At 56.3% G+C, this 13,658-nt stretch carries 10 protein-coding genes and 1 pseudogene; 6 read left to right on the forward strand and 5 right to left on the reverse strand.

Annotation, left to right across the window (positions count from 1 at the left end):
• Positions 1–5: 5 nt before the first annotated feature.
• From CF137_RS00200 to CF137_RS00210, 3 genes are all read right to left on the reverse strand, one after another.
• The gene (locus CF137_RS00200; protein ID WP_139717101.1) at positions 6–1,379 is read right to left on the reverse strand and encodes a MotA/TolQ/ExbB proton channel family protein; all 1,374 of its coding nucleotides are present in this window, start codon (positions 1,377–1,379) and stop codon (positions 6–8) included.
• Entirely contained in the window at positions 1,376–2,140 is a 765-nt protein-coding gene (locus CF137_RS00205) for a DUF3450 domain-containing protein (RefSeq protein ID WP_005338938.1), read from the reverse strand. The genes CF137_RS00200 and CF137_RS00205 overlap by 4 nt, the downstream gene beginning before the upstream one ends.
• Before the next feature lie 108 nt (positions 2,141–2,248).
• A complete protein-coding gene (locus CF137_RS00210) occupies positions 2,249–4,849 on the reverse strand; it encodes a TonB-dependent receptor (protein ID WP_139717103.1) in 2,601 nt (866 codons plus the stop codon).
• Positions 4,850–5,587: 738 nt separating this feature from the next.
• Between CF137_RS00210 and CF137_RS00215 the strand changes: the two genes are divergently transcribed.
• The 5 genes from CF137_RS00215 (at position 5,588) to CF137_RS00235 (ending at position 11,901) form a co-directional block, all read left to right on the forward strand.
• On the forward strand, positions 5,588–6,622 hold the full coding sequence (locus CF137_RS00215) for an ABC transporter permease subunit (protein ID WP_139717105.1): 1,035 nt from the start codon (positions 5,588–5,590) through the stop codon (positions 6,620–6,622).
• 2 nt (positions 6,623–6,624) lie between these two features.
• Positions 6,625–7,668 (forward strand): ABC transporter permease, encoded by a 1,044-nt coding sequence (locus tag CF137_RS00220; protein WP_139717107.1) that lies wholly within the window; start codon positions 6,625–6,627, stop codon positions 7,666–7,668.
• 151 nt (positions 7,669–7,819) lie between these two features.
• The gene (locus CF137_RS00225) at positions 7,820–9,637 is read left to right on the forward strand and encodes an extracellular solute-binding protein (RefSeq protein ID WP_139717109.1); all 1,818 of its coding nucleotides are present in this window, start codon (positions 7,820–7,822) and stop codon (positions 9,635–9,637) included.
• A 31-nt stretch (positions 9,638–9,668) separates the two neighbouring features.
• On the forward strand, positions 9,669–10,727 hold the full coding sequence (locus CF137_RS00230; RefSeq protein WP_139717111.1) for an ABC transporter ATP-binding protein: 1,059 nt from the start codon (positions 9,669–9,671) through the stop codon (positions 10,725–10,727).
• 127 nt (positions 10,728–10,854) lie between these two features.
• The gene (locus CF137_RS00235) at positions 10,855–11,901 is read left to right on the forward strand and encodes an ABC transporter ATP-binding protein (RefSeq protein ID WP_139717114.1); all 1,047 of its coding nucleotides are present in this window, start codon (positions 10,855–10,857) and stop codon (positions 11,899–11,901) included.
• A 101-nt stretch (positions 11,902–12,002) separates the two neighbouring features.
• Here CF137_RS00235 and CF137_RS00240 read toward each other — a convergent pair.
• A pseudogene (locus tag CF137_RS00240) lies at positions 12,003–12,119 on the reverse strand (YitT family protein); the annotation flags it as partial.
• A 79-nt stretch (positions 12,120–12,198) separates the two neighbouring features.
• Here CF137_RS00240 and CF137_RS00245 point away from each other — a divergent pair.
• Positions 12,199–12,990, forward strand: coding sequence for a substrate-binding periplasmic protein (locus CF137_RS00245; protein WP_101321196.1), 792 nt, complete (start codon positions 12,199–12,201; stop codon positions 12,988–12,990).
• A gap of 11 nt (positions 12,991–13,001) precedes the next feature.
• Here the strand turns inward: CF137_RS00245 and CF137_RS00250 are convergent, their stop codons facing one another.
• A complete protein-coding gene (locus tag CF137_RS00250) occupies positions 13,002–13,613 on the reverse strand; it encodes a YitT family protein (RefSeq protein WP_139717116.1) in 612 nt (203 codons plus the stop codon).
• Between the last annotated feature and the right edge of the window lie 45 nt (positions 13,614–13,658).

Here is a 13,658-nt window from a genome sequence, read left to right on the forward strand (position 1 = left end):
ACTCCTTACGCTGCGGCTTTGGAGGCGTGCAGACGTTCCTGATAACGGGCGACGAAACCGGCGCTCTGCTCTTCCAGCACCTGGATCAGACGACGGCTCTGGGTCTGCACAATGGTGTAGAGGAACAGCATGGGCACCGCGACGACCAGACCCTGCATGGTGGTCACCAGCGCCTCGGAGATACCGCCCGCCATCAGCTTGGGATCGCCGGTACCGAACAATGTGATGGCCTGGAAGGTGGCAATCATCCCCACCACGGTACCGAGCAGACCCAGCAGCGGTGCGACGGAGGCGATCAGCTTGATGATGCTGATGCCTTTCTCGAACTTGGGTACGTTGCGCAGGATGATCTCGTCGAGCTTGGACTCCAGATCCTCGATGTTGTCCCCGCGATGGCTCTGGTAAGCCCCCAGCATGTCACCAATGGGGTTGCCCTTGATGATCTGATCGGATTTCAGCTGCTTGCGCATGGAGGTGCCGATCAGCGACAGGCGGATACCGCAGAAGATGGCCAGCAGGGTACCGAGCACACCGAGCACCATGATGACGTAACCGACTTCACCACCCTGATCGACCCGCTCCTTGAAGGTCGGAGACTGCACCAGCAGGGAGAGGATCACCCCGCGAGACGGGTCGATGAAGATGGGTTTGACCCCGTCACCACCCTGTTCAAACTCGGCAATCGGCTCCAGCACCCCCTTGTCCGGTTGACGAGAGAGCTGCTCGAACTTGCCGGTCTCCGGCACGAAGGTAAGGTACTTGCCTTCGGAGACTGTGTTGAACTCACCGATCTGGGTGACGGTCTTCTCGACCTGGTTGCCCTCGCCATAAACCACGGTCGCCGGGATCTGGCTCACTTTGCCACCGTCCACCATGCGGCCGAGGGTGGTAGTCCAGAACGCTTCCAGATCGTCGCTGGAGGGGAGTTCTTTACTCTCAGCCAAACGGGTCAGCAGGGCGGATTGCTCCGGATGCTCGACCCGGCGGGCAGAGGCGTTGAAGATCCCCTTGAACTCGCCGGCAAACTGACGCAGCACACCAAACATCTCGCCCATGTTGCCGGAACGCTGGCGCAGGGTTTCAGTCAGTTCGGTCAGCTGCTTGTCGTTGGCATCGAAGGTCGCCTTGAGCTGTTCGCCCTTGGCGGTTTCAGCAGCCAGCTCGGCCTTGGCCTTGGCCAGCAGCGCCCCCTGCTCGTTCTTGTCAGCCAGGAAGCGGGCTTCCCGCTCCTTGTTGAGTTGGGATTCGCTCAGGCTGGAGGCCTTGACCTGGTTCAGCAGCGCATTGAGATCCACCGGTTTTTCGGCGGCGGTCACCGGCAGGGTGACCAGGGTTGCTCCCGCAATCAGGGAGGCAATAGCAAGTTTGATTCCTTTCATGATGCTTTCTCCGCAGTTTGAACCGGCAGCTTGATCAGCGCGGGAGGCGCCTGCTTCTTGGCGATGCGAAGGCCCTGTTCAACCGCACTGCGATACTCCTGGGGCAACTCTTCCCACTGACGGGTCTGCTTGTTCCACATGCCGGTCTCCTGACCATCCGGGGACTGGTAAAGCAGCGCAATGCGGCCAACACGCAGGAACTCGTAGGTCTTCTCGCTGCCATCCTTGTCGAGGCTCGCCTTGTAGGCCTCGATGGTGCGGCTGAAGCCCTCCTCGATCTGGTATGCCTCCAGGATCTTGCGGTACTTCTCGGAGATGGTGACATCTGCCCGGTTCATCAGGTCGGTCAGGGCCGCCACGCGGTCCTCGCGCTCGACCTTCTGGAACGGCAGATCCAGTGACACAAACTGCTCGAGGGAGTCGATCATCTTGAGCATCAGAGGCACCACTTCGGTGCTGGTCTGATCAATCTGGGCGATCTGCTTTTGCATCGACGCCAGCTCGGCGCTCTGGGACTCGACCATCTTGCTCACCTGCTCGTTGTAGGTACGCAGACTGTCGACCTGACGCAGGGCGGCCTTGTACTGGGCCAGTGCGGATTCGGCAGATTCGGCATAGCTGTCGATCTTCTGCTGGGAAACTTTGGATGCGTTGTCGGTGGCGGCTTGAGCGTCCACGGCCTGACCGGCAGTGGCGGCACTCAGATTGAAGCTGGTCAACAAGGCGGCCGAAACCAGGCTGCCAAGGAGCGCTTTCTTCATTGTAATGGTCCTTGTCTTCATAGGATTACCCTATCTCCGTAACTTCCTTGGACGTTGGGCACAGCCGGCCCGACCGGGCCGGCTGAGGTTGTATATCAACGGGGTTGATTAGAACTTGTAATTGCCTTCCACAAAGACTGTCCGACCAATCGGATTGTCGTAATTGTTGGCAAAGTAGGGTGTGGTATCGCTGATGCGGTCAGCCGGAGGTGTCTTGTCAAACAGGTTGACCGCCCCCAGTGTCAGGCTGGCAGCTTCATTAATCTGGTACCCCATGGTGAGATTCCATGTCGTGAAGCTAGCGATCTCTGGGTCAAATCCTTGTGCTTTGGCATCTTCGCAATCAGTGAAGTAGTAATTGTTAGCGTAGGATGAGCACATCCGATCACGGTAGTTGGCAAACAAGGTTGTTGTCAGGTCACCATAACCCCACCCAAGCTCCCAGTTTCCTTTGTATTTCGGAGTGAACGGCAGATCGTCAACGGCCGATTCACCCGCCTGCACTGTGCGCTCACGTTTGAGCTCACGAGTGAGGGCCACTGAAGTACGGAAGATTCCGAAAGAATCAGTCTCGTAGCTGTATTTTACTTTGAAGTCGAGACCTGAAATCCTCTCGGATGCCATGTTGACCGGACCATAGCTTACCTTTACCAACTTACCGTTAGCATCGCGTTCGGCCACTGAGCCCGGATACTGAGATGGGTTGTTAATGACTTTCTGACGATCAGGGTCATCAACAATATCCTCGAGATCGATGTAATAGTAATCAACGGTAAAACCTAGGCGCTCTATCGGTTCCCAAGCCAAGCCCAGGTTGTAGTTGTTACTACGCTCTTCCTTTAGAGCCTTGTTGGGGCCGGTAACAACGTCGTAGTACTGAGTTCCACAAGCTTCTGCGATCGCCGGGGTAGACTTGTCACCCAAGCCAGATCCTCCCTGAGCCAAGCAGTATTGTAAATCAGAGCTAGAACCAAACGCCTGGGTTGAACCACCAAAAAGTCGCTTCATATCGGGAGCCTTGAACCCTTGCCCCCAGCTACCACGCAATAACAGCGTATCAATAGGACGATAGGTGATGGCAACCTTGGGAGTGAACGCGCCGCCGGTTTCCGAATCATCAAAGTAGCGATCGTAACGACCGGCCAATGTCATCTCGACGTCAGTGATCATTGGAATAAGAAGTTCACCACCGAGACCAACCTGATCACGTTTACCACCACCTTCAGTACCTCCCAAACCAGAAAAACCGCCTGCTTTGGTTATGTCATCAGTTGTCTCGCTGTAGTCCGTGTTCGTCCACTCGGCAGCAAGGGCGAAGCCCGAAGTGCCAGCAGGGAGCTCAACCAAATCACCACTAAGGGCGCTGTTGAAGGTCCACAGCTTGGTGGAGGCATCCTTATTGGAGTTTCCTGAATATTTGGCTACGGTAGCAGGATCGATACGTTGGAATAGGTCAACATCACCTTGACGAACAGCATCTTCGAGTGTCCCAAGTACAGCAGGATTGTCTGTGGACACATCTTGGGTAGCGTACCCCACGTAGGCTTCCCAATCATATTTATCAGCCAAAGTACCAGTCAGCCCAGTCGTAAAAGCAGCAGCATCAGAGGTGGTATTACTCTGGCGCGGCCCGAACTCGACAAGACGGCGTACATAGGAGCCCTCTTGACCATATGGATTACCAGGATCCGTTGCAGAAACCTTAACCTCCAGCGGATTGGGCTCAAATTGTGAGTTGGTCTCTTTGGTTCCCCAGCGGAGCTCTGCCATTGCGGTGACGTTATCAGTGATATCGTACTCACCACGACCCATCAGGTCGTACTGCTTGTCTTCTGGTTTGAGGGTTCGATCACCTGCACGGTTATAACCACACTTGCCATTTGCTAGCTTGACTGCATTTTCACCAATAAGACTGGTGCAATCTGCAACTGTTGCAACCAATGCGCCATTAGGCTTCTGGAAGTTGGCTCCATAACTAGAGAAGTTACCAAAAGCGGAACGATCTGATTTATCCAAATCAGCCCAGTCACGATCTTTGTTCTTCAAAATTTCATTACCAGAAAACTGGCCCACAAACATGGCTCGCGAACGTTCCCATTGGGAGCCTGCAACGATGTCCAAGCGGCCATGCTGGTAGCCACCTTCGGTCGTATCACCATATTTGGCTTTGACGGCAGCACCATCGAAATCTTTTTTTAGAATGAAGTTGACTACCCCACCGATGGCATCAGAGCCGTAAATGGCGGAGCCTGCATCGGTGAGAATCTCAACACGCTCGATGGCGGCAACAGGAATTTGACCAATGTCGGTGAAATTACTGGATCCGTCTTGTGCAAGCGGGTATTGAGGCAGACGACGGCCATCGACAAGCACCAAGGTCTTGCCAGCGCCGAGGCCGCGCAAGTTCACTGACTGAGCAGCGGGAGTGAATGAGAAGGAATTAGTCTGATTCATCACACCGCTGTTTTGCGACAAAGAACCAAGAATGTCAGCTGCACTATTGAATCCGCGAGCTTCGATATCTTTGGCACTAATCATGGTAACAGGAGCCGGACCTTCCACTTGAGTAGTCGAGATACGGGAGCCAGTGACTTTGATTTTCTGCAGTTTTTCGACGTTCAGCCCTTCTTCGGCAGATACGGATGGGGCCGCCGCAAGGCTCGCCAAGGCGAACGCAATCGCAGCAGAGATTCTGCTCTTCCTAAGCATCGCTTATATCCTTCCTGGTTGTTTATTGTTTGCTTCCTGATACCGCCCTCTTTGGAGCGATGTGTAAGGCTTATCAATCTTTGACTGGCGGCGTCAATGGAGTAGGGGTGTGGCAAGGTCGGGCGTAGAATAAGCGGAGTGTATTAATTTTTACCGGCATAATTAGTGAATAGCTCTGCCAAAAACAACCAATGCAATGTGAAAACATTGTTAATGAATGTAAATGGCGCTGAATTAAAAGTTGATGAACTTATTAGTTGGTGTACTGTCCGCTTATATCTTATTTCGGTTTATCGGCCTTAATAAGAATAAAACACTAACTTCATGATGATTGAACCTGACCGACTGATGGGGATGATAGATAAAACCATCGAGATGATATCGTTTTCCCCATTTTCAGCTACACCAACAAAAACCTATAAATTCAATTACATAAACAAAAAGCAGACTTTTAAAAACAGCTGTTTATATTTTTTCAAATTATGTTGAGTAGTAGCGTTTTGTTTTGATTTTCACTTTTCAGATAAAAAACATCATTTTTCTGCGTTTTTGGTCTCAGCGGGTCATTTGTCCCAGTTTTCCATTTCCTTGTACTTGATTTTTGTTGCAGAGCTTTTACAGTGGCCAAGCGGATTGTCTGCTGTTTGGCAACCAATCCAGCGCGTAATGCCAGGAAGGATAGGCCCGTCACCGGATTTGACTGGTCGCAAAAAAGAACAACAAGGACGAGGTTCCACCATGCTGTCGTATTTCCTACGCCGGATGCTTCTTATCATCCCGACGTTTCTCGGTATCACCCTGCTCGTCTTCACCATCACCCGTTTCGTGCCGGGCGGCCCGGTTGAACGCATGCTGCTGCAAGCCCAGGTTTCCCAGAATGAATCTGGCCGATCCAGCGGCAGCAAGGGGGCACAGGCCCTCTCCGATGAACAGATCGAGGAGCTCAAGGCCTTCTATGGTCTCGACAAGCCGATGCTGATCGCCTATTGGGAGTGGCTGCAAAAACTGGCGGTGCTGGATCTCGGCGAATCGACCCGCTACTACGAACCGGTATGGGATCTCATCAAGGACAAGCTCCCCGTCACCGCCTTCTTTGGGCTGGCTACCTTTGTGCTGAGCTATGCGGTCTCCATCCCGCTCGGGGTGGCCAAGGCGCTCAGGCACAACAGCCGCTTCGACTCGTTAAGCTCCATGCTCATCTACATGGCCTATGCCCTGCCCGCCTACGTGGTGGGGATCTTCCTCATCACCGTCTTCGCCTTCCATCTGGAGTGGCTGCCGATGGGAGGTTTTCCGGGGGATGATTTTGAGTACATGGAGAGCAGCTGGGATCAGATCCGCACCGTCTTTGCCCACGCTCTGTTGCCACTGATCGCCTACGCCATCGGCGATTTCGCCATCCTCACCATGACCATGAAAAACAGCCTGATGGAGAACCTGTCGGCCGATTATGTGCGTACCGCCGTGGCCAAGGGGCTGCCGTTTCGCAAGGCGGTCACCGACCACGCCATGCGCAACAGCCTGATCCCCATTGCCAGCCACCTGGGGTCTGTGCTCACCGTCTTCTTTGGCGGCTCCTTCCTCATCGAGACCATCTTCAACATCGACGGCATCGGCCTGCTCGGTTACGAGGCGATCGTCGAGCGGGATTACCCCACCGTCATGGGCATTCTGGCCATCACCTCGATGCTGATGCTGATGCTGATATCACGCCATATCGTCTCCGATATCTGTGTCGCCCTTGTCGATCCCCGCGTGCGGTTTGGAGACTGACCATGAAGCTCAATCCGGTTACCTTGAAAAAACTCAAGCGCTTCAAGTCGATCAAGCGTGGTTACTACTCCTTTATCATCTTCACCACCCTGGTGCTGCTCTCCCTGCTGGCGGAGCTGCTGGTCAACAGCCGGGCGCTGATGGTGAGCTATCAGGGCCAGCTGCACTTCCCCACCTATGGCGCTGTGATCCCCGGTCAACAGTTCGGGCTCGATTACGAGTACGAGACCAACTACCGCCAGCTCAAGGCCAAATTTGCCGCAGAGGGCCAGGGCGACTGGGTGCTGCTGCCACCGGTGCCCTGGAACCCCTACGAGCAGGATTTCAAGGAGGATGCCTACCCCCCTTACGCCCCCAGTCTGGCTGAGCGCCACTTCCTCGGCACCGACACCAGTGGCCGCGACGTGCTGGCGCGGCTGGTCTACGGCTTTCGCATCGCCATCGGCTTTGCCTTTATCGCGCTGGCGGCCAGTTACGCCATCGGGGTCACCATCGGCTGTCTGATGGGCTTTCTCGGCGGCCGCTTTGACCTCATCCTGCAACGCTTTATCGAGATCTGGTCCCAGGTGCCGTTTCTCTACGTCATCATGATCCTGGTGTCGCTGGCCAAGCCCAACTTCGGCCTGTTTGTCGCCATCAACGTGCTGTTCGGCTGGATGGGCATCACCTGGTATATGCGCACCCTCACCTACAAGGAGCGGGCGCGGGACTATGTGATGGCGGCACGGGCACTGGGAGCAAGCACCAAGCGGATCATCTTCAACCACATCCTGCCCAACACCCTGATGATGATCGTCACCCTGGCGCCGTTCGCCGTGGTGGGCAATATCTCCACCCTGACGGCCCTCGACTATCTGGGCTTCGGACTGGCACCGCCAACCCCGAGCTGGGGGGAGCTGCTCTCCCAGGGCATCAACAATCTGGATGCCATCTGGATCGTCAGCTCGGTGGTGGCGGCGGTGAGTCTGGTGCTGATCATGGTCTCCTTTATCGGCGAGGCGATCCGCGAGGCGTTCGACCCGCGTAAATTTACCCGTTACCAATAAGCAAGCCGATGCCAGCGCGCATCGGCATGCGCCGGGCAACGAACTGTGATTTATGAAGGACGGGCCGCCGCCATCGGCGGTCCCGGGAGCAAGGGATAATCCCGTTATCAATCAAGACCCCCAGTGCAGGGGCCAGACCTGGAAGTCAAACATGAAAAATAAAATCAAATGGATAGGTGCTCTCTTTGTGCTGGTGAACGGATCCTGGGTGTGGGCGGCCAGCCTGCCCGCGGATCTCAAGTGGGAGACCAACGACACCGACCCCGTGTTCGCCTCCCCCAAGGCGCTGCCGGGTGGCAGCCTCAATATGTTTGTCGACAGCTTTCCGCTGACGTTCCGTACCGTGGGGCCAGATTCCAACGGCTCGTTCCGCTCCTTCATTCTGGATAACCAGCTGCGGCTCATCAGCTTCCACCCCAATACAGGAAACCCCATCCCGTCGCTGGCGACCCACTGGGCCATCGCGCCAGACAGCCAGACCGTCTACTTCAAGCTGGATCCCCGCGCCAAATGGTCGGATGGCAAGCCGGTCAATGCCGACGACTACACCTTCGGCTACCAGATGATGCGCTCCAAACACATCAAGGGGCCCTGGTTCAACAACTACTACACCACCGAAGTGGTGGCGGTAGAGAAGATCGATGACCACACCATTCTGGTCAAAGCGGGCAACCGCAAGGCCAAGCTGGACCTGCTCAACACCACCGAGCTGTGGCCACAGCCCAAGCACTACTACAAGCTGACCCCCAACTGGGTGAAGCAGTACAACTGGGCCGTGGTGCCCACCACAGGCCCCTATGTGATCAGCGACGTCAAGAAGGGCAAGTCGGTCACCTTCAGCAAGCAGCAGGATTGGTGGGCAAAGAGCGATCGCTATAACCAGCACAGATTCAACATCGATACCATCAAGGTGCAGGTGATCCGCGACCACAACATCGCCTTCCGTCACTTCCTGAAAGGGGAACTCGATACCTTCGAGATGATCCTGCCCAACTGGTGGCATGAAAAAGCGGTCACCTCGGAGTACAAAAAAGGTTACGTGCAGAAGGTGATGGCCATGACCGACACCAAACAGGGCGGTCAGGGGGTTCACCTCAATGTGGCCAACCCCAAACTGGCGGATGTGAACGTGCGGCTCGGCATCCAGCATGCCTTCAACATCGACAAGATGATCGAAACCGTGCTGCGCGGCGACTACGACAGAGCCACCACCTTTGACTCGGGCTTTGGCGAATTCACCGACATCACGTTGCCGGAGCGGGCTTACGATATCGCCAAGGCGCGGGATTACTTTGCCAAGGGCGGCTATAACAAGCCGGGGCCGGACGGCATCCTGCAAAATGAGAAGGGGGAGCGGCTGACGCTGGCGCTCACCTACACCAGTCAGGAGCACTCCAAGCGACTGACCGTGCTGAAAGAAGAGGCCAAGAAGGCGGGTCTGGATCTGGAGCTTAACCTGGTGGATGGTGCCACCGGCTTCAAGGTGATGCTGGAGAAGAAACACGAAGCGGCTTGGCTCGGCTGGGGCGGCGGCGGTCTCTATCCGCAATATTGGGAGTTTTTCCATTCCGCCAACGCCAACAAGCCGCAGACCAACAACCTGTTCAACGTGGCTGACAAGGAGCTGGACGCGCTGATCGACGCCTACAACGTCGAATTCGACACGGCCAAACGGGCCAAGCTCTCACAGCAGATCCAGCAGCGTATCTATGATCTCGCCATCTTCGTGCCCGGCGTGCAGCTCAACTATGTGCGGGCCAGCAGCTGGCGTTATGTGATGCTGCCGGAAGTACCTGCCACCAAGAACACGCCGGATCTGCTCTACTGGCCAATGGACGGTTATCCTCACAGTAGCGGCGGTCTGCTCTGGCTCGATCCCAAGGTGAAGGAAGAGACCCGCAACGCCAAGGAGGCAGGGGAAGCGATAGCGCCCATCAACCTGCTCGACAAGACCTATGCACGTCATTGATATTCAGGCCATTGCGAAGGGAGCAGCGGTTATGCCCAACACCCAGGCTTCGATTCTTGACGTACCGGATAACGGGGGGGAGTTCGCCGCTGATCGCGGACAGAACCAAGCCCCAATCCTCGAAGTACGCGATCTCGAGGTGGAGTTCGCCATCGACGACGGCAAGATCAAGGTGCTCGACGGGGTCAGCTTCAAGGTGGCCCCCGGTCAAACTCTGGGCATCGTCGGCGAGTCTGGCTGTGGCAAGAGCGTCACCTCGCTCGCCATCATGGGGCTCTTGCCCAAGCCCCATGGTCAGGTGGTGGCCGGATCCATCCGCTTTCAGGGGGAGGAGCTGCTCACCCTGGCGCCGGATCAGATGTACAAGGTGCGCGGCAACCGCATCTCGATGATCTTTCAGGAGCCGATGACGGCCCTTAACCCGGTGCAGACGGTGGGGGAGCAGCTGATGGAGGTGTTTCGCCTCCATCGCCCCGACTATGACAAGGCCCAGCGCAAAGTCGCGGCCATCGCCATGCTGCAGAAGGTGGGGATCCCGGAGCCAGCCCAGCGCTTTGCGGTCTATCCCCACAACCTCTCCGGCGGCATGCGCCAGCGGGTGATGATCGCCATGGCGCTCTCCTGCGAGCCAGACCTGCTGATCTGTGACGAGCCGACCACGGCGCTGGATGTCACCATTCAGGCGCAGATCCTCGAACTGATGAAAGAGCTGCAGGCCCAGACCGGGATGGCAATCATCTTTATTACCCACGATCTGGGAGTGGTGGCGGAGCTGTGCGACGAAGTGGTGGTGATGTATGCCGGGCGGGCGGTAGAGCAGGCCGATGTGTTCGAGCTGTTTGACCACCCCCGTCACCCCTATACCCACGGCTTGATGAGCTCGATCCCGCGCCTTGAGGATGAGCCCAAGAGTCTGCTCAAGACCATCAAGGGACAGGTGCCTGCCCTGCACGAGATGCCCGCTGGCTGCCGCTTCTCCAACCGCTGCCCCCACGCGACCGATCTCTGCATCAGCGCCATTCCGGCGGTGGAGCAGTTAAATCCCCGTCACCATGTCGCTTGCCACTATTGGCAGGAGTTGACCGTATGAACGCGCTTGCATGGGTCATAAATGTGCAACCGCTATTCCGGGGTAATCAGGCAGCATTGCCCATGGAGCGGCTAAATCCCCCTCATTCAACACATGTCGCCTGTCACTACTGGAAGGAGTTGACCGTATGAGCACTCTGTTATCGGTCAGGGATCTGAAACAGCACTTCCGGCTGGGAGGCGGGTTCCTGCGCAAGCAATATACGGTTCACGCGGTGGATGGCATCAGCTTCGACCTGAAACAGGGGGAGACGCTGGGGCTGGTGGGTGAGTCGGGCTGCGGCAAGTCCACCCTCGGGCGCAGTCTGCTCAAGCTGTTCGAGCCGACCGCGGGCACCATCACCTTCGAGGGGCGCGATATCACCGCCCTCAGCCCGAAGGAGATGCGCTCCCTGCGCCAAGAGATGCAGATGGTGTTTCAGGATCCTGCAGAATCCCTCAACAGCCGCCACACCGTGGGCCAGATTTTGGAGGAGCCCTTTATCATCCACGGAAAAGGCAACACTGAGCAGCGCCACGGCTGGGTGCAGGAGCTGTTGGCAAAAGTGGGCCTGCCGGGCAGTGCGGTGGATCGCTACCCCCACGAGTTTTCCGGCGGTCAGCGCCAGCGCATCGGCATCGCCCGCGCCATCGCCCTCAAGCCCAAGCTACTGGTATGCGACGAGGCGGTCTCGGCGCTCGATGTCTCGGTGCAGTCGCAGATCGTCAACCTGCTGCTCAGCCTGCAGCGGGAGATGAACCTCTCCATCATCTTCATCGCCCACGATCTGTCGGTGGTCAAACACATCTCTGATCGCATCGCGGTGATGTATCTGGGACGGATCGTCGAACTGGCAGATGCCCAGTCGCTCTATCTGGCGCCGCGCCACCCCTATACCCAGGCGCTGATCTCCGCCATTCCGGTGCCGGATCCGCGCAGGCGCAGCCAGCGCATTCTGCTGACCGGCGATGTGCCCTCCCCCATCTCGCCGCCAAGCGGCTGCCACTTCCACCAGCGCTGCCCCTATGCCACCGAGCTGTGCAAGAGCAAGGCGCCAAGACTTGAGGCGTGTGATGAGGCCCATCATCAGGTGGCCTGCCACACCCCGCTCGCCGTCGGCAGTCACGCCATCAGCGGCAGTTCCATCAGTGGCAACATTATGAGCGGCGACAGCAGGCTGGAGCAGGCGAGCTAGGCGCAGCGAACAAACGCCAGGGTAGAAACAGACGAGGCGGCCATCAGGCCGCCTCGTGCTATCGGGTCACTCTTGTCTTATCGAGCCACAGCCGCAACTCGTCAGGCAATCTGGTAGCGGCCCGGCTTGTGGTTGAGTGTCAACACCAGATTACAGATAACCGCCGCCACGATGGAGAGCGCCAGGATCCAAGGCTGAGCCACGAAGAAGAAGGCAAGCTTGGTGGTAAATCAGAAGTTATAAAACCGTAGCCGCACTGCCATACTCATCCCATGACCAAAACACGCGGGGATTCAGATGCTCAGGCTCATTGCGATATTGGCACTCATAGTCAGCCTGGCTCCGAATGCAAAACCTCTGCGATTCGTTGTACAACAATTCCCCCCTTACACTTTTACTGACAAAAACAATAACATCACCGGCGCATATACCGAGATGGTGAAAGCTGCCTGCAAGGAGTGGCCTGACGGGTGCGACATTATTCAGTTGCCCAATCTGCGAGCTCGCAAGATGCTGCAAAAAGGCCTGGTTGATGGCATGTTTCCCTTGTCCAAAAACCCGGAACGTAGCCAAGAACTCTGGTTTAGCCGCCCACTGAGTCGTACTGCTTGGGGATTTTTTTCCCATACAGATAATCCACAAACCGACCTGACCTTCAAGGCGCTTTCCGGTGCGAGTGTCGGCGTTACTCAAAATTCATTCAGCGAATACTTGCTGTTAAAGCTTGATAAGCAACTCCAGTTGCAGGGCGCAAAACCGTTGCAAATTGACGCTAACGTCACCGACTCGATGCGCAGTCTGGAAAAATTGCGGCGAAACTCACGCTACCAGTTCTATTTTTCCAATGTCGATGTGGCCCTTCACTATATGGAGCAAAGCGGCAACCACCAGCTCAAGTTATTGAAAATCAGTCACGTTGGTAACTACTACATAGCGTTCAACAAGCAGATGGTTAACCAGGACCAGCTGATGGCATTTAACAAGATCCTGGAGCGACTGGAGAATGAGGGCGTCTTGCTTACTTATAGAGTGCGTTGGGGCATATCCTCGCCACGTAAAGATGAGGATCTGCACTCCCTGTTCCACTGATATAAAGCCCGTCAGGCAATCTGGTAGCGGCCCGGCTTGTGGTTGAGTGTCAACACCAGATTACAGATAACCGCCGCCACGATGGAGAGCGCCAGGATCCAGGGCTGCACCACGAAAAACGAGGCGACAACAATGGCGCAATCGAGCCCCATCTGCAGCTTGCCCGCCCGGATGCCAAAGCGATCCTGAATAAAGAGCGCCAGAATGTTGAAGCCCCCCAGACTCGACTTGTGGCGGAACATGATGAGCAGCCCCATGCCAATCAGGGTACCGCCGATCAGCGCCGCATAGAGGGGCTCTATCTTGCCGATCTGCAACACGCCGTTGAGGTGATCGGTCATGTAGGAGACCGCCGCCACCGAGACGAAGGTGTTGAAGGTAAAACGTGGCCCCATCCGCAACCATGCCAGCGCATAAAAGGGCAGGTTGATACCGAAAAACAGCATGCCGAAGCTGATGCCGGTCACCTTTTGCAGCAGCAGCGCCAGCCCGGCGGTCCCACCGGTGAGCAGGCCAACCTGATGAAACAGAAAGATGCCGAGGGAAACAAAGCCGGCCGCCGTCAGCAGGGCCAGCACATCCTCATAAATAGGATGGGCAGTGCGAATCGAGGTGTTGTCCATAACCTGTATCCAAGCGAAGTAAAGAGAGAGTGTCTGTCGCCCGCC

It is taken from the genome of Aeromonas sobria (genome assembly GCF_006243315.1).
GTDB lineage: Bacteria > Pseudomonadota > Gammaproteobacteria > Enterobacterales > Aeromonadaceae > Aeromonas > Aeromonas sobria_A.